The sequence below is a fragment of the Maribacter aquimarinus genome, assembly GCF_047345505.1.
In the GTDB taxonomy this organism is placed as follows: Bacteria; Bacteroidota; Bacteroidia; order Flavobacteriales; family Flavobacteriaceae; genus Maribacter.
In genome coordinates this window covers 34,157-52,124 of the sequence record NZ_JBLFEO010000018.1, presented here as the reverse complement: position 1 = coordinate 52,124, position 17,968 = coordinate 34,157, and the positions used below count along the sequence as shown (strand labels likewise).

Here is a 17,968-nt window from a genome sequence, read left to right as displayed (position 1 = left end):
TTAGTTTTAAAATTTCATGTTAAGGCCAAAAATGACTTCACGGTCGTTGGGGAACCTGAGATTATCCAAACCGGGTTGAAGTGGATTGCCCCTTGTGCCCAGCTCTGGGTTGTACCCAGGGTAGTTGGTCCAAGTTAAGAAATTGTTTCCTGAGACAAAGAAGGAACACTGCTTTAAGAACCCAACTTTGTCCAGTGCGGATTTGGGCAGGTCGTACCCCAATCTTACAAACCGCAGTCTTATGAAGCCCCCGTCGGTGACAAAGAAACTGTTGGGCCGATCCCTGTTCTGCGGAACCCTATTGAGTCTGGGATAAACGGTAACATCACCTTGGTTTAGCCATGCCCCCTCGATACGATCTGGGCCTGGGGTCTCGTTGGATGAGTTTAAATCGTTCCTTAGTTCGTCCCAACGCCTCCAAGTGTCGTTGCCCAAAGTAAAATCGAACAAGAAACTAAGGCTAAGGTCCTTGTACTTAAAATCATTGGAGAAACCACCAAAGGACTTTGGAAGACCATTGCCTATGGTTTGGCGATCTTCGTTGGTAATGACAAAATCGCCATCCACATCGTCCCAGATAATATCACCGCCCTCGGCAATACGGCCGTCATTTCTGATCTGGTTCACGTTTCCGGTAAATTCCGCACCGTTCAAGGTGTAGTTGGTAAAATTACCGCTGCCGTCAAAGTTGGGGGTCAACTGCACCCCTTCGTCCGTAAAGGCATTTGATTCGTCATATTGGAAGACGCCCAGGTTTTTGAACCCGAAGATGTTCCCAATGGGCTCTCCTTCTTCAATCCGATAATTGCCGGAAAGGAACGGTGTGCCGCCAAACAAACGGGTAACTTCGTTTTCTTGGAAGCTGATGTTAAAATTGGAGTTCCAGCTAAAATCCTTGGATCGGATCAAGGTGCCACCAATGTTGATATCAATTCCCTGGTTCCTAACAGCGCCCACATTTTGTCTGATACCGCCAAAACCGGATTCCTCTGGTAAGGGCACACTGGCCAAAAGGTCTTCGGTGTCTTTCCTCCAAACGTCGAAATTAAAGACCAACCTGTTTCTGAACATGCCCAGGTCAAGCCCCACGTTGGTGGCTACCGTACTTTCCCAGCTAAGCTGCGGGTTTCCCAATCGGGTTGGGGCCACACCACTGATACCGTCATACACCGCACCGGGCTCAAGGGCAGAGGTGAATTCGTAGTCACCGATCCTATCGTTTCCTGTTTCACCGTAACTGGCCCTGAGGAGCAGGTTGTTGATCTTACCGCTGTCCTTCAAGAAAGACTCGTTGCTAATTCGCCAACCTATGGAACCTGAGGGGAAGTAGCCAAATTCACGGTCCTCTCCAAATCTGGAAGAACCGTCGCGCCGCAGTGTGGCGCTAAAGAGGTACTTGTTGTCATAGTCGTAGTTAAAACCGGCAAAGAGCGAAAACAGATTGCTGCGGGTGTTAAAGGTCTGCCCGTTGTTTATGGCCAAACCTTCTGGATCAACGTTGTTGAACGTCCTGATGTCCTCGGAGACAAAAAGGGCGTTGCTGATGCCAAATTCTTCTTGGTACCTTTTCAAGATCTGCATCCCCGCAAAACCGGCAACGCTGTGCTTGCCAAAGTCCTTGTTGTAATTGACAAAGTTTTCCTGTTGTATGTCATAGTCTATCCGATCCCTTAAACTGGCCAACGGATTTGTGTTTCTGGGGTTAAGTACCAACAGGGGCTGGAAGTCGTTGTTTCTCCTTAGCCTAAAATTGATGCCCAGGGTGGATTTTATGGAGAAGGAAGGGGTAATTTTATATTGGATGGAATTGAAACTCTGGCCACGCCATGTCCTCAATTTCAACTGCCGCAATCTTGCTTCGGCCACTGGGTTCTGCCTTCCCGCAATTTCCGGGGTAAAATCCCCATTGGGCTCAAAGATGGGGAAGTAGGCAATACGTTCCACCAATTGTTGGAACACCTGGTTTTCGCTAAGCCCGCTGAACTCCTCAAACGATGCGTTGAAACTGGAGCTGATGGCCAGTTTTTTACTGGGACTGAAATCTAGCTTAAAACGAGTGTTAATACGTCTAAAGTTGCTGTTCACCACAATGCCTTCCTCATTGAGAAAGCCAGTGTTCCAATAGGTTCTTACCTTGTCGCTGCCAGCGCTCACGGCCACGTTCACTTGGTTTCTGAAGCCTGCCCTGGTCACCAGGTCCTGCAGGTCAAAGGAATTTCTTAGCAGTAGGTTCAGCGAGTCCCTGTCATTACCGGTTGGGTTTTGGCGCTGGGCATCGTTCCGGCGCACATCTTCGTAGAACAGGCGCTGTCTGGTATTGGCCACGGGAATGGCTCCGTTAAGGGAGTTTACACCGGTGACCACATTTACATCCACGGTCACATCCCCGGCCCGGCCAGATTTTGTGGTGATGAGCACCACCCCATTGGCCCCACGGGTACCATAGATCGCAGTGGTGGCTCCATCTTTGAGCACTTCCAGGGAAGCAATGTCATTGGGGTCAATATTGTCAATATTGTCCAATTGCTGGCCATCCACAACATATAGTGGGCCCGTGCCGCCCGCACTGAAGGTACTGGTACCGCGAACGCGGATATCAAAGCCTGCACCCGGGCCACCGTTGGTGGCGATCTGCACCCCCGCCAAACGGCCCTGTACGCCTTCAAAGGCATTGGTGGGCGTTACCTGTGCAATTTCCTCTTCCTTTACGGAAGATAGGGCACCCAGTACTTTTTCACGCGCCACTTGGGCGTAACCGATCACCACCACCTCATCGAGATTTTGGGTGTCCTCTTCCAGAACAATGTTTATGTTCGGGGAAGTTACCGTGACCTCTTGGGTGTTAAAACCAATGTAGGAGAACATCAGTACCTGGGAGCCAGGCTGCATGGTTATGGCATAGTTGCCATCGAAATCCGTAGAGGTGCCGTTGTTAGTTCCTTTTTGGACCACATTGGCCCCTGGAATGGGTTCACCATTGGTGTCGGTCACCGTTCCCGATACCGCCTGCGTCTGTGCCAGAGCCGTATGCGTCCCCATGAAGAAAAGGGCCATTGCGGCAAATGCACAAAAAGAGGAGATATACAATCGCTTGTTACCTTCTTTTTTCATTTGTTAGTTTGAATTTAGTTAATTTGATTTTCGGTAATTGAAAACAAAAATGGATACGTTCTGCAGAGCACTTATGGGAACTTATCTATCCTCAATTTTACCCCAATATTAAGGACTTGTTAAAGTAGTGGCATCCTGTACTGTTCTGTGGGGTGCCAAGAATAGGCCGTAAAATCAAGGGGTGAGGGCGTTTTTCTGGTAGTTTTTCCAATGTGCTCTGGGGTGGCTTAGCATCCTTGTTGGCTGGGATGCACGGTTTTTGTTCTTGGGAAATCATGCCATTTGTTCCTTGAAACTCCAAATTGTGGAAACCATTGTGGAAAAAGACGGGAACGGATGGGCCAATACCTGGCCATACCCTTTCAGCAAGGGGCCACGGCATCACCTTACATAAAGAATCATGTGGACTTTTTAGGTGGTCCGTGCCATGGACAAGGGAAGGAAGAAAGGAACGCCACGTGCTGTCACATAGAGAAACGATCAATGAAATTAAACTCGTTCTTTATTTCCCTTCTGTTGTTGTCAATGATCATCTTGGCGGCGTCTTCACCCATTTTCTTGAAATTGGTGCTTATGACCGTGACACCCAATAGTTCCTTCAAGGGCGTGTCGTTGTAAGAGATGACGCCAACATCCTTGCCCAGTTGGTAGTCTTTGTCCCTGACCTGCTTTAAAAGGTTAACCAGATCGGATTCCTCTATGATGATGTACAGATCTTTGGATTGCAGTTCCATGCCTTCATAGATCTCATCCAGTATCTCATAGTCCAGGTCATGGTGAATGCAGAAGCGTTTAAAGCCCGTGACAATGCCCTTTGGATAGGGGTAAACGGCCCTATTGGGGTACACTAGGACAATCTTGCTGTATTTGGCGAGCTTGTCAAAGCCCAACGTCAGGGCATCGTAAATATCTTGGGTAAAATCTTGGTAAACGCGCCCTGTTTTGGTCGATAGGCTCCGCAGGTTCCTATCCAGTACAATGAGCTTTTCACTGGGAATGTTCAAGATGGCCTTTAGAATTTCGTCCGTGCACCCCATATGTTGCATGTTCTCATCCTTGAAATGGGGCATGATCACAAACTGATCGTACTGTTTTCTCTTTTTTTGCAATATTCTGCTAAAAAGCAAGGGCTCACAGTGGTAAATGTCCAGGTCCACATGGGCATTGGCGCCCAAAGTATTTACAAAGGCGTTGAAAATGCGCATCTTGTAAGTACTCAGTTTATTGATCAGAAAAAGGACATTGGTCTTTATGGACAGGTCTGTTTTGGCAATGTAGTACCCTTTTCCCTTTACGGATTCTATGATGTTCTGTTTCTTGAGCAGACTGTAGGCCTTTTCAACAGTGTCCCGGGACAAAAGGTGTTCTTCGCTCAATTTGTTTATGGAAGGTATTTTTTCGCCCAAGGGCAGTGTGCCATCATGAATGTTCTTCAAAATGGAATCCATCACCTGTTTGTATTTTGGGATTCTGGAATTATTGTCTATCTCAATATTGTCTAGTGCTTTCAATGTACTTGGATTTAAAATAAAATCTTTTTTTTTTAGAGGTTCCAGTGCTGCTGTGAAGGGCCCAAGCACTATTTTTGGTAGGCCTGCCAAGCCATGCATCACAGCATAGTACAGGATGCCTGCTCTATGATCGGACTCTATTTTCGTTGGCAAGATATTAAATTTAAAAAGCATGCAGGTCAAAACCTATAAATATGTTGACTACCTCTGGGACGAGGCAGTGGCCCAGAAGTTGGGCAATGATCAAGTTGAATTGTTTTTGTACCGCTCCAACATATTGGGGGCGGATCTGCGCATTACCAATTACGGGGGCGGCAACACCAGTTGCAAGACCCTTGAGAAAGATCCCTTGACCAATGAGGAGGTAGAGGTGATGTGGATAAAAGGGTCGGGGGGCGATATCGGTACCCTGGACCGCGCCGGCATTGCCGGGCTCTACACGGACAGGCTCCGAAACCTCAAGAACGTGTACGGCGGCCTGGATGATGAGGACAGGATGGTGGGCCTTTTTAACCATTGCATCTATGACCTGGACAGCCGGGCCCCTTCCATAGACACCCCTTTGCACGGACTCCTGCCCTTTAAGCACATTGATCATCTGCACCCGGATGCCCTGATCGCGGTGGCCGCGGCAAAGGACAGCGAAAAGGTCACCAAGGAGATCTGGGGAGACACCATGGGATGGGTGCCCTGGCAGCGGCCCGGGTTCGACCTTGGGCTACAGCTGGAGAAATGCCTCAACGACAACCCCGGCATACGGGGCATTGTATTGGGCAGCCATGGCCTGTTCACCTGGGGCGACACTTCCCATGAGTGCTATCTCAACAGCTTGGAGGTCATTGAAATGGCCTCGGAGCACATTGCAAAGAAAATCGCTGAAAAGGGAAACGTCTTTGGCGGAGCCAAGGTTACCTCCCTGCCGGCAGCGGAGCGCTCCCGGAAAGCGGCGCAGCTCATGCCCCTGCTCCGAGGGCTGTGTTCCTCGGAAAAGCCAATGATCGGGCACTTCACGGACAGTGATGTGGTCATGGAGTACATAAACAGCAGGGACCTGGAGCGTCTGGCCCCGATGGGCACCTCATGCCCGGACCATTTTCTCAGGACCAAGATACAACCGCTGGTACTGGACCTGGACAGGGATGAGGACCTTTCCAGCACCCAGGGCGTTCTGGAGAAACTGAGACCCGCATTTGAGCGGTACCGGCAAGAGTACAAGGACTACTATGAGACCTGTAAGCGGGCGAACAGCCCTGCGATGCGGGACCCCAACCCGGTGATCATCATCTACCCCGGGGTGGGGATGTTCAGCTTTGCCAAGAACAAACAGACCACCCGGGTGGCCAGTGAGTTCTACATCAATGCCATAAACGTAATGCGCGGCGCGGAAGCCATCACCGAGTACACCTCACTCCCCAGGCAAGAGGCCTTTGACATAGAGTACTGGTTGCTGGAAGAGGCCAAGTTGCAGCGCATGCCAAAGGAAAAACCCCTCTCGCGAAAAGTGGCGCTGGTCACCGGGGCCGGAGGTGGCATAGGCAAGGCCATTGCAGACAAATTGGCCGCCGAGGGCGCCAATGTGGTGCTCACCGATATCGCGGAGGACCGATTGCGCGAAGCCCTTGAAACCTACGGCAGGGACACGGCCAGCCACGCGGTATGCGATGTAACGGACATGGCGTCCATCGGGGAGGCCTTCCGCAAGGCCTGCCTTGATTTTGGCGGGGTGGACATTGTGGTGCACAGCGCAGGGCTGGCCATATCCAAAGCACTGGAAGACACCACGGAGGCCGATTGGAACCTGCTGCAGAACGTTCTGGTCAAGGGCCAGTTCGAGCTTGCCAAACAGGGCGTTGCCGTGATGCGCAGCCAGGGCCTTGGGGGCAATTTGGTGAGCATAGCCAGTAAGAACGGCCTGGTGTCCGGTCCCAACAATGTGGGCTACGGCACGGCAAAGGCGGCGCAACAGCATATGGCCAGGTTATTGGCCGCGGAGCTGGGCAAGGACAAGATCAGGGTCAATGTGGTAAACCCCGACGGGGTCATTGTTGGCAGCAAGATTTGGGAAGGCGATTGGGCAGAGGGCAGGGCAAAAGCCTACGGCATCACCGTGGACGAACTGCCAGCGCACTACGCCAAGAGAAACCTCTTGAACGAGATCATTTACCCGGAAGACATTGCCAATGGCGTTTTTGCCTGTGTGGGCGTGCTGGACAAGACCACCGGCAACATCATAAACGTGGACGGGGGCATGGCCAACGCCTTCGTAAGGTAATTTTAGGGAAAATTCTTATGGGCTTCTGCGCGCAACAAGCCCGCAGGAGCTTATTTTTTTAATAGGAGAACATATATGGAAATCAAGGAACAACATATTGCAGAGGTCAATAAGGGACATTTGGATGGGCACCGATCACACTTTGACTTTTTAACTGCCCATCTGGCCAAGCAGGGCAAGGATGTCAATGCCATAATTGACCGCCTACTGGAATTCCAGGTGGCCATTCCCAGTTGGGCGCTGGGCGCGGGAGGCACCCGGTTTGGCCGTTTTGGTTTTCAAGGCGAACCCAGTAATTTGGAGCAAAAGATGGATGATGTGGGCCTTTTGCATCAATTGACCCGGACCGCGGGCGCCATTTCACTGCACATCCCGTGGGACGTGCCCCGTGATTACAACGCCATTAAGGAGCGGGCCCAGGCCAAGGGCATTGTGTTCGATGCCGTAAACTCCAATACCTTCCAAGACCAGGCAGATGCCGCACACAGCTATAAATTTGGTTCCCTTTGCCACCTTGACAAGGCGGTTCGGGAACAAGCCATTGCCCATAATTTGGAAGTGATAAAGATAGGGGACAAACTGGGCAGCAAAAGCCTTACGGTGTGGCTGGCAGATGGCTCCAGCTTTCCGGGACAGCACAATTTCCAAACAGCATTGCAACACACGGAAGACAGCCTAAAGACAATTTATGGCCAAATGCCGGGAGATTGGAAGCTCTTTATAGAGTACAAACCCTACGAACCCAATTTTTACAGTACCGTGATACAGGATTGGGGCACCTCCTTCATGCTGGCCAACGCCTGTGGGGAAAGGGCCTACACCCTGGTGGACCTGGGGCATCATCTGCCCAATACCAATATTGAGCAGATCGTATCTACCCTTATGCTCAAGGGCAAGCTCGGAGGGTTCCACTTCAACGACAGCAAATACGGGGACGATGACCTCACCGTGGGCAGCGTAAAACCTTATGCCCTGTTTTTGATTTTCAACGCCTTGGTGTACGGAATGCGGCACAACGCCCAGAACCCCTACCCAGCCTGGATGATAGATGCCAGCCACAACATCAAAGATCCCCTGGAAGATTTGATTCAGTCCTTGGAGGCCATTCAGGAAGCCTACGCCAAATCCCTATTGGTGGACCAAAAACTGCTGGAGCAGGCCCAAGCCGCGCACGACGTTGCGGGATGCCAAGAGATCCTCCAAAACGCCTCCCGAACGGATGTGAGGCCTCTTTTGGAAAAGGCCCGCCTGAACGGGGGCGGTGCCATAAAGCCCTTGGAGGCCTACAGAAACCTCAATGTAAGAACCCAATTGATCAAGGAACGTGGGGCCCATTCCGTGGCATCCGGGCTATAACCCTTTAGAAATGAAAATGGAGGTGACCGCCATATTTGATATTGGTAAGACCAATAAAAAATTCTTCTTGTTCGATCAAGATTTTCAGGAAGTTTACAGGGAATACACCAGCTTCGATCTAATTGAGGATGAAGATGGGCACCCAACGGAAGACTTAAACGCATTGCAATCATGGCTCAAGGAGGTTTTTGAGCGTATGGTGGGTTCCGCGGACTATGATATCACGGCCATCAATTTTTCTACCTACGGGGCCAGTTTTGTGCATTTGGACGGTAACGGAAAAGTGCTTGCCCCCCTGTACAACTACACCAAGCCCATGGACCAGGCCCTCTTGGACGGTTTTTATGAAAAATATGGGCCCACAGCATCTTTTGTCAAGGCCACAGGTTCTTCCAATGAGGGGTTTCTAAATTCCGGACTTCAGCTCTATTGGTTAAAACATGCCAAGCCAGAGCTTTTCAAGACCATAAAACACAGCATTCACCTTCCCCAGTACCTGAGTTATGTTTTCACCGGGGTACCGCTATCCGAGTACACCAGCATTGGCTGCCATACCGCGTTGTGGGATTATGCCAAGAGGGACTATCACCAGTGGGTGTACCAAGAGGGCATTGACGGGAAGCTGCCACCCATTGTTTCCACGGAAACCAGCATTAACATGAACTACAATGGCAAGCGCATAAAGGTGGGTGTTGGCATACATGACAGTTCTGCCGCCCTACTTCCCTACGTGCGCAGCGTAAAACAAAAATTTATCCTGGTGTCCACGGGCACGTGGAGCATTGCGCTGAACCCCTTCACGGAAAACCTGCTCACGGAAGAGGAGGTGCAATCAGATTGCATCAACTACATGCGCATAAACGGAAAACCCGTTAAGGCCAGCAGAATGTTCTTGGGCAATGAGTATGCCCTGCAGGTAAAGCGCTTGGCAGCCCACTACGGGGTACCGGAGGACTTCCATAAAGAGGTGTTTTTTGATCATGACACCTTTTTTGCCCTGATCAAAGACTACCAACCTTGTTTTGCTTGGGAGAGCCTTCCGGCCCACGACAAGATGCCGAAAACGACCCAACTCAGGCTCAATAAAGTGGAGCATGCCTACCATCAGTTAATGATAGAACTGGTATTGTTGCAGATCGCTTGCATAAAGATGGCCACGGGCAATGACAACATTGAAAAGTTGTATATTGATGGCGGTTTCACCGAAAACGACGTGTACATAAGCTTGGTGTCCCATTATCTTAGGAACATGGAGCTGAAAACAACGGATTCTGCCCTTGGATCTGCCCTTGGGGCGGCCCTTGTGATATCGGACACCAAGTTGAACTCCAAGTTCCTGAGAAAGAACTACTCCTTAAAAAAGCATGTGCCGTTCATTATAAAGTAAGACATTATGGCGAATAGTTTCCACACCGGGTACCCTTCCATGGACGATTTGAGAAAGAAGGCAAAATCACGCATTCCCAAGTTTGCGTTTGAATATTTGGATGGGGGTTGCAATGAGGACGTGAGCATCTCCAGAAATACCAAAGAGATAAGGGAGGTGCAATTACAGCCCAGGTACTTGAGGAACCAAGGGGTGAGCAGCACCGTTACCAAGGTCATGGGCATGGAGTTCAGTGCTCCCTTTGGCATTGCCCCCGTGGGCCTACAAGGGCTTATGTGGCCCAATTCCCCAGAGATCTTGGCCAAAGCCGCCTTTGCCCACAACATCCCCTTTATCTTGAGCACCGTGACCACGATGAACATTGAAAGGGCAAGCGAGCTCACGGAAGGAAACGCCTGGTTTCAACTCTATAACCCCGCGGAGGACAGTTTACGGGACGACATCCTCAACAGGGCCGCCGCCGCACAGTGCCCCGTACTGGTGCTCCTTTGTGATGTGCCCACCTTTGGTTACAGACCACGGGACATTAGAAACGGTCTGGCCCTGCCCCCAAAAATGTCCTTGGCCAACATTTTGCAAATATTGGGAAAGCCCACCTGGGCGCTGAACACCCTTAAATACGGACAGCCCACCTTTGAGACCTTACGGCCCTATACACCCGGCGGCCTTAACCTGAAACAGTTGGGGCAGTTCATGGACAAAACCTTCTCCGGAAGGCTCAATGAGGAGCGCATAAAGCCCATCCGCGAAAAGTGGAAGGGCAAATTGGTGCTCAAAGGGGTGGCTTCGGAACAAGATACCCAAGACGCCATAAGACTGGGCTTTGACGGAATCATTGTTTCCAATCACGGCGGTAGGCAATTGGACGCCGCAGAATCCACCATAAATTCCTTGGCCGGCCTCTCTGGAAAATATGGAGATCAAATTGAGATCATGATGGACAGTGGACTGCGGTCCGGACCCGATATTGCCAGGGCAATGGCCACGGGTGCCAAGTTCACCTTTATGGGGCGCTCCTTTCTCTACGGTTGCGGCGCGCTGGGAAAACAAGGAGGGGAACATACCATTACCATGTTAAAGACGCAGTTTAAGCAGGTCATGGACCAACTTTGCTGTGAGCGCGTGGAAGATCTGCCAAAACACCTCATTGACCATTGATCCATTAACCAACCAAAACAACCTAAATGATAGACCAGGCCAACAACGAAGAACAAAAGGTGGCGCCCAGCGGTGAGTTTGAAAGGGAGCCCGTACCAAAATCCAAACTAAAAAGTTGGAAGAGTTTTCTGGGGATGTATGCCGGGGAGCATGCCGCGGGCACCGAATTTATGATCGGCCCCCTCTTTCTAACCGCCGGGGTAAGTGCATTTGACCTTATCATTGGCCTGTTGTTGGGAAATTTGTTGGCCGTGCTCAGCTGGCGCTACCTCACGGCGCAGATCGCTGTGGAAAACCGCCTTACCCTGTATTACCAGTTAGAGAGGATCTGTGGAAAAAAATTGGTCATTGGCTACAACCTGGCCAATGGCATCCTGTTCTGTTTTTTGGCCGGCGCCATGATCACCGTTTCTGCCACCGCCGTGGGCGTGCCCTTTGATATGGAAATGCCAAAACTTACCGATACCATGCCCAATGGCGCCACTTGGGTGATCATTGTCATTGTCATTGGATCGGTCATTTCGCTCATTGCCTCCAAAGGCTACGACACCGTCTCAAAGGCTGCCAATTGGATGTCTCCCGTGATCGTCCTGGCCTTTATTGCCTGTGGTGCGGTGGCCTTGGGCCAATTGGGGGTGGGTAGTTTTACCGATTTTTGGAACATTTGGGGCGAAGGTTCCGATCCTTTTCCCGGACAGATAAAGTACACCTTTTGGCACGTGGTCATTTGGTCATGGTTTGCCAATGCCGCCATGCACATAGGCATGTCCGATCTTTCTGTCTTTAGGTTTGCCCAAAGGCCCAGTGCGGGGTGGACCACCGCTGCGGGCATGTACGTGGGGCATTATATGGCTTGGATAGCGGCGGCCCTGCTGTATGCCGTATATCTAAAATCTCCCGAGGCACAGGCATTTTTGAGCAATGGCGAGGCCCCTCCGGTGGCCCCAGGCCCCTTGGCCAACAACGCCATTGGCATCTTTGGCATCATAGCCGTGGTGCTGGCGGGCTGGACCACGGCCAACCCCACCATATATAGGGCCGGACTTGCTTTCCAGGCCATTATTCCCAAAGTGTCCACTTTTTGGGTCACCATCATTGCCGGGACCATAGCCACGGTGGCCGGGCTTTTTCCGGCCTTTGCCATGAAGCTCTTGGGCTTTGTGGCCCTGTATGGTTTTATATTGGCCCCGTTCGGTGCCATCATCGTTTTTGAGCATTTTTTCCATTCAAAAGTGGGGATTGTCAAAAACTACGCTGAAACGGCCAACATTCAATTCAATAAATCGGTCTTCTTGGCATGGGCCATTAGTTTTGGACTCTTCTATTTTATATCAATCCAGTTCGATGTCTTTTTATCTTTTGTGACATTGCCCGCCTGGTTGCTCTGCGGGGCCCTCTTTCTGGTGTTGAGCAAAAAATTTCAAAAAAACTGATGCAGTTGGTATGAAACTACACAAGTTGTTGCACCCAAAGGAACAGATCATAAAAATCATAGATCGCATTTATAAGCGGGGAATGACCACCACGTCCGGAGGCAACGTTTCCATAAAGGACGAGGAAGGCAATATTTGGATCACTCCATCGGCCGTGGACAAGGGAACCCTCCGAACATCGGACATTATCTGCGTAAAAGAAAATGGGGAGGTGATCGGCCCCCACAAGCCGTCATCAGAATTTCCTTTCCACAAGGCCATCTATGAAATCCGGGAAGATATCAAGGCGATCATACACGCCCACCCGCCCGCACTGGTGTCCTTTAGCATTGTGCACAAGATTCCCAATACCAATGTTATACCACAGGCCAAAAACGCTTGCGGTCCCATAGGGTACGCCACCTACGAGCTTCCCGGGAGTGAACAGCTTGGAGCGGTCATTGCCAAGGAGTTTGCAAAAGGCTTTAAGGCCGTGATCATGGAAAACCATGGCATTGTGCTGGGCGGAACGGATATGGACGATGCCTACCAACGGTTTGAAACCCTGGAGTTTTGTGCCAGCACCTTGCTGTACGGAAAAATGTTGGGGCATCCCCAATACCTTACCGATGCAGAAATAGCCGCATTTTACGATCAGGTGGAGGAATTGCCGGAGCAATCTGCAACCGCCCGGCATCCGCCATTGGAAAGGGAGAAACGGGCACTGATAAGGGACATTGTAAAACGGGCGTGCCGTCAGGGTCTTATGATCAGTTCCTATGGCACCGTCTCGGTGAGATGGAAGGACAATGACTTTCTGATCACCCCCAGGGATTTTTCCAGATGGGAGATCGAACTGGACGATATCATACAGATCACCGATGGAAAACGGGAAGCGGGCAAAACACCAAGCCGCGCCACCCGAATTCACCACGAAATTTACAAAAGAAATCCCGGGGTCAATTCCATCATCATGACCCAGTCGCCCTACTTAATGGCGTTTGGGGTCACCAATACCCATATGGACGTGCGCACCATTCCGGAGAGCTGGATCTTTCTCCAGGACTTGGTGGCCTATCCGTTTGGCAACCAGTTCATGACGGCAATGAACCAAGAATTGTTGGAAGAGGCCAGGCCAGCGGTCATAGTACAGAACGATTCCGTTTGGGTCACCGGAGACGAGCTGCTGCAGACCTTTGATCGGTTGGAGGTGGCCGAGTTCAGTGCCAAATCCTTGGTGTTGGGTTCCGCCTTGGGAAAGTTAAGGCCCATTAACCAAAAACAGATCACGGAACTAAAGGAGAAGTTTTTGGATTAGTCGGTTTCCAGATAAAATAAACGATTTCACTACCAATTGTGAATTCATTTGGTGCGGCTGTTTTGTATTTTAGCGCAAATTTAGAAGGCCCCGGGAAGGCAGTTTGGCCATCTTGGGCCCAGAGACCATAAATTGGTTTCTACGGATGAAACGGGCATTAAGAAATTTTAAAAATTACTTCGCCAAAGGTGATGTTCACAATTTTTAATGTGAGAGCGTTGCGGTTATCCCGCACCTGCGGGACGCTCAATTTTTTAAATAACTTAGTTTCAAATAATTAAAATTATGTGAAGGTATGAAATGAGCCATAACCATACTGGATGCCAACCGAAATGTTGATTGGCGAATTGCACCCGCCTGAACCGCAACGGGCAGGCCTGACCATAAAAAACAAATAAATAGCAACAGATGAAAAAAGTAGTGACCTTCGGGGAGATCATGCTTCGTTTATCCCCACCGGGATTTTTAAGGTTCTCCCAAGCCAACAGTTTTGATGTGGTGTATGGGGGAGGGGAGAGCAACGTGGCGGTGTCCCTTGCCAATTACGGCGTGCCCGTTGAATTTGTGACGCGCCTGCCCAACAATGACATTGGGGAGTGCGCCCTGATGGAAATGCGCAAACGAAACGTGGGCACCCAGCACATTGCCCGGGGAGGGGAGCGCTTGGGCATTTATTTCTTGGAGACCGGGGCCGTGAGCAGGGGCAGTAAGGTGGTCTATGACCGCGCCCACTCTTCCATTGCCGAAATTGGCCCGGGAACCATAGACTGGAAAGCTGTCTTCAAGGATGTGGAGTGGTTTCACTGGACCGGCATTACCCCCGCCATTTCCCAGGGTGCGGCAGATGCCTGCTTGGAAGCCCTGCAAGTGGCCAGTGCCATGGGGGTCACCATTTCCACGGACCTGAACTATAGGGCCAAATTATGGAACTATTGTGATGACGCCAAGCGCGAGGAGATCATGACGGAACTCACGGCCTATTGCGATGTGGTGCTGGGCAACGAAGAGGATGCCGAGAAACATTTTGGCATAAAACCGGAAGGGCTGGACATTACCACCCAAGGGGAACATGTAAAAGCGGAGGCCTTCCTATCGGTCTGCCAGCAAATGATGAAGAAATTTCCCCGGGCCAAGAAGGTGATCACCACCCTTCGTGGCTCCATATCGGCTTCGCACAACACGTGGGCAGGAGTGCTGTATGATGGCGAGAAGATGTATGAATCGCCCCAGTATCAGATCACGGATATTGTAGACCGCGTGGGCGGTGGGGACTCCTTTATGGGAGGGCTCATCTATGGCTTGCTGCGCTATCCGGAAGATGACCAAAATGCCCTTAACTTTGCCGTGGCCGCATCTTGTTTAAAACATACCATTAAGGGCGATGCCAATTTGGTGACGGTGGCCGAAGTGGAAAAACTGATGGGGGGCGATGCCTCTGGAAGGGTGGCCAGATAGACCGTACGGGGAAACGGTAGCCTTTGGCCCGCAGGCAATACCGGATGATGCAACAGGATTTTTCCATTGTGGCCTTTTGGGTGGCACCCGTATGGGGAGCGCAATGGTACCAAATACATTTCATAAAAAAAGATAGATGGCGCAATATTCAAGATTGGAGGTAGCAACGGTGATGAAGAACGAGGGCATGGTGCCGCTCTTTTATCACCCAGACACAGATTTGGGAAAAAAAGTGCTCAAGGCCTGTTATGACGGAGGTTCCAGGTTAATGGAATTTACCGCCAGGGGCGATTTTGCCTTTGAGGTTTTCCTGGAGCTGAACAAGTATGCGGTGAGCGAACTGCCCGGGATGATCATGGGCGTGGGCTCCATTACGGATGCCGCTGCGGCAAGCCTGTTCATGCAGATGGGGGCCAACTTCATCGTGACCCCCTCCTTGCGGGAAGACATAGCCCTTGCCTGCAACAGGAGAAAGGTGCTCTGGTCTCCGGGTTGTGGTTCTCTTACGGAAATAAACAGGGCAGAGGAACTGGGCTGTGAGATTATCAAGCTTTTTCCGGGTTCCACCTATGGCCCAGGTTTTGTGAAGGCCATTAAGGGACCCCAGCCATGGACCAACATCATGCCCACCGGAGGGGTCAGTACCGACGAGGAAAACCTTAGGGGTTGGTTCGGCGCCGGGGTCACCTGTGTGGGCATGGGCTCAAAATTGATCAGTAAGGACATCTTGGAAAATAGGGACTATGCCGGTCTGCGGCAAAAGGTGGCCAGTACCCTGGAACTCATAAAGAACATACGTTCATAAATTGCAGCATGAAAACCTTTGTCACGGATAATTTTTTGCTCCAAAATTCCTTTTCACAGCGGCTCTATCATCAATATGCCGCCCATTTGCCCATATTGGATTACCACAACCACCTGCCGCCCAAGGAGATTGCGGAGAACCGCGTCTTTGAAAATATTTCGCAGGTCTGGTTGGCGGGAGACCATTACAAATGGCGGGCCATGCGGGCCCTCGGGGTCAATGAGCACTACATTACCGGGAAGGCAACGGATAAAGAGAAATTTCTGAAGTGGGCGGAGACCGTGCCACACACCGTACGAAATCCCCTTTACCATTGGACACATTTGGAATTGCAGCGTTATTTTGGGGTGGAGGAGCTGCTTACCCCCAAAAATGCCGAAGACATCTACGAACGTACCACGGCCCAATTGCAAAAGCCGTCTCACCATACCCTGGGTCTTTTGGAAGGTAAAAAGGTGGAATTTCTATGTACCACGGACGATCCCACGGACCCTTTGCAGCATCACAGGAAGATTGGCGCCCAGGGCCTGTCCATTGGGGTGTATCCCACTTTTAGACCAGATAAGGCCTTTGCCGTGGAAGACCCGGATGCCTATATGCATTACCTGGATGCCCTCTCCTCGGCGGCCAAAACGGACATACGAACGTATGACGATCTTTTGCAGGCCTTGGAAGATAGGATCGCTTTTTTTCATGAAACGGGCTGCCGTTTGGCCGATCATGGGCTGGAGTGTTTGCACTATTTTAAAAAGAAACCGTTCAAAGCGGAAAAATTGTTTCAAAAGATCCGTGACGGAAGGGACCTGGGAGCGGACGAAATTGCCTTTTTTAAGGCGGAAACCCTTCTTTTTCTGTGCAGGGCGTACCATAAAAGGGGGTGGACCCAACAATTTCATCTGGGTGCCATTAGGAACAACAACAAGCGCCTACTGACCGCATTGGGCCCCGATACGGGATTTGATTCCATGGGCGATTTTTCCCAGGCCCGCGCCCTGAGCGGATTCTTGAACGATTTGGATAGCACAAATGAACTGACCAAGACCATTTTGTACAACCTAAATCCCGCAGACAATGAGGTCTTTGCCACCATGGCCGGAAATTTCAATGATGGTACGGTCAAGGGCAAGGTACAGTTTGGTTCCGCTTGGTGGTTCTTAGATCAAAAAGATGGGATGGAAAAACAAATGAACACCCTTTCCAACATGGGTCTGTTGAGCTGTTTTGTGGGGATGTTAACCGATTCCAGAAGCTTTTTGTCCTTCCCAAGACACGAGTACTTTAGGCGAATTCTGTGCAATTTGATCGGGGAGGACGTGGAGAACGGTCAGCTTCCCGCAGATGAAGAATGGCTGGGCAAGATCGTGGGAGACATCTGTTACCACAATGCCAAAGCTTACTTTGGCCTGTAGGCGCATCATCTAAATCCGGATGGTGCATTATGCATGCTGTTACGGCTGAAATCCGTGGAATATCAACAACAACCCTGATTTTCGCCCGATGACCGTGGCCATAGCCAAGCCTTAACGGCAAACGTCCCGTTTTTAAGGTAGGCTGCGCCCTTGATACGAACCTCCAATATCCATCTGGGTTACACAAAAGGGGCACGTCCCTGGATGGTGCCAGGGCTTGGTCCTGACAGCTAAGGGATGTTGTGGTGACCCCCGTTCACAAGGGCGGTAGCCCCGTGTGGTGGTCTGTCACGCAGCACCGAAATTGGAAAAAAGTATTCAGAAACGGGGGCATTGCACCATACCGGTTTAATCCAGATTATGCACTAGACTTTCGTCATAAGGGTATAAAACCCAATAAAATCAAGACTTTTGCGATTGAGGCGCCCGCCTGAATGACTCAGTCGGGCAGGCCCGCCCGAACGTATCGTTCGGTACGGGCGGGTAGCCATCGCTACGGTGAGTGAGCAAAAGTCAGTGCAACGATTGATTTTGAAGGGATTTGCAGCCGTAATAGAATTTCTATTGCTTAATCTGGGTTTAAAGGGTGTTGTTTGCGGCAGTGGGAAGGAGCCCGTGCCCAACAACTTTACACCAGTTCTCGTTTGAAATGCAGCCATAGAAATTGAATTATTTTTTTGGCCTGCGAAAAAGAAAAATCAGGCATAGCCGAGCTACGGCTTATTTTTATTTTGAAGTAGGGCCTAAAAAGAAACCATGCATCGGCTTATTTTC

At 50.6% G+C, this 17,968-nt stretch carries 11 protein-coding genes; 9 read left to right on the top strand and 2 right to left on the bottom strand.

All coding sequences use genetic code 11. The features are described from left to right. Positions 1–6: 6 nt before the first annotated feature. Positions 7–3,111 (bottom strand): SusC/RagA family TonB-linked outer membrane protein, encoded by a 3,105-nt coding sequence (locus ACKWCC_RS13060; protein ID WP_413996390.1) that lies wholly within the window; start codon positions 3,109–3,111, stop codon positions 7–9. Positions 3,112–3,575: 464 nt separating this feature from the next. Continuing rightward, on the bottom strand, positions 3,576–4,622 hold the full coding sequence (locus tag ACKWCC_RS13055) for a GntR family transcriptional regulator (protein WP_413996389.1): 1,047 nt from the start codon (positions 4,620–4,622) through the stop codon (positions 3,576–3,578). 172 nt (positions 4,623–4,794) lie between these two features. On the opposite strand from ACKWCC_RS13055, the gene ACKWCC_RS13050 reads away from it, so the two are divergent. From ACKWCC_RS13050 to uxaC, 9 genes are all read left to right on the top strand, one after another. Beyond that, positions 4,795–6,894: a bifunctional aldolase/short-chain dehydrogenase gene (locus ACKWCC_RS13050; protein WP_413996388.1), complete on the top strand. Its 2,100-nt coding sequence runs from the start codon at positions 4,795–4,797 to the stop codon at positions 6,892–6,894. Positions 6,895–6,969: 75 nt separating this feature from the next. Next, positions 6,970–8,250: a sugar isomerase gene (locus ACKWCC_RS13045; protein WP_413996387.1), complete on the top strand. Its 1,281-nt coding sequence runs from the start codon at positions 6,970–6,972 to the stop codon at positions 8,248–8,250. Between the two features lie 10 nt (positions 8,251–8,260). Then, positions 8,261–9,637, top strand: a complete 1,377-nt coding sequence (locus ACKWCC_RS13040; RefSeq protein ID WP_413996386.1) for an FGGY-family carbohydrate kinase — start codon at positions 8,261–8,263, stop codon at positions 9,635–9,637. A gap of 6 nt (positions 9,638–9,643) precedes the next feature. Then, positions 9,644–10,795, top strand: a complete 1,152-nt coding sequence (locus ACKWCC_RS13035; RefSeq protein ID WP_413996385.1) for an alpha-hydroxy acid oxidase — start codon at positions 9,644–9,646, stop codon at positions 10,793–10,795. Positions 10,796–10,821: 26 nt separating this feature from the next. Then, entirely contained in the window at positions 10,822–12,228 is a 1,407-nt protein-coding gene (locus ACKWCC_RS13030; RefSeq protein WP_413996384.1) for a purine-cytosine permease family protein, read from the top strand. A gap of 10 nt (positions 12,229–12,238) precedes the next feature. After that, a complete protein-coding gene (locus ACKWCC_RS13025; RefSeq protein ID WP_413996383.1) occupies positions 12,239–13,525 on the top strand; it encodes a class II aldolase/adducin family protein in 1,287 nt (428 codons plus the stop codon). Positions 13,526–13,933: 408 nt separating this feature from the next. Beyond that, positions 13,934–14,980: a PfkB family carbohydrate kinase gene (locus ACKWCC_RS13020; RefSeq protein WP_413996382.1), complete on the top strand. Its 1,047-nt coding sequence runs from the start codon at positions 13,934–13,936 to the stop codon at positions 14,978–14,980. 136 nt (positions 14,981–15,116) lie between these two features. Beyond that, positions 15,117–15,785 (top strand): bifunctional 4-hydroxy-2-oxoglutarate aldolase/2-dehydro-3-deoxy-phosphogluconate aldolase, encoded by a 669-nt coding sequence (locus ACKWCC_RS13015; RefSeq protein ID WP_413996381.1) that lies wholly within the window; start codon positions 15,117–15,119, stop codon positions 15,783–15,785. Positions 15,786–15,793: 8 nt separating this feature from the next. Further along, the gene (gene uxaC / locus ACKWCC_RS13010; protein ID WP_413996380.1) at positions 15,794–17,194 is read left to right on the top strand and encodes a glucuronate isomerase; all 1,401 of its coding nucleotides are present in this window, start codon (positions 15,794–15,796) and stop codon (positions 17,192–17,194) included. Positions 17,195–17,968: the final 774 nt, after the last annotated feature.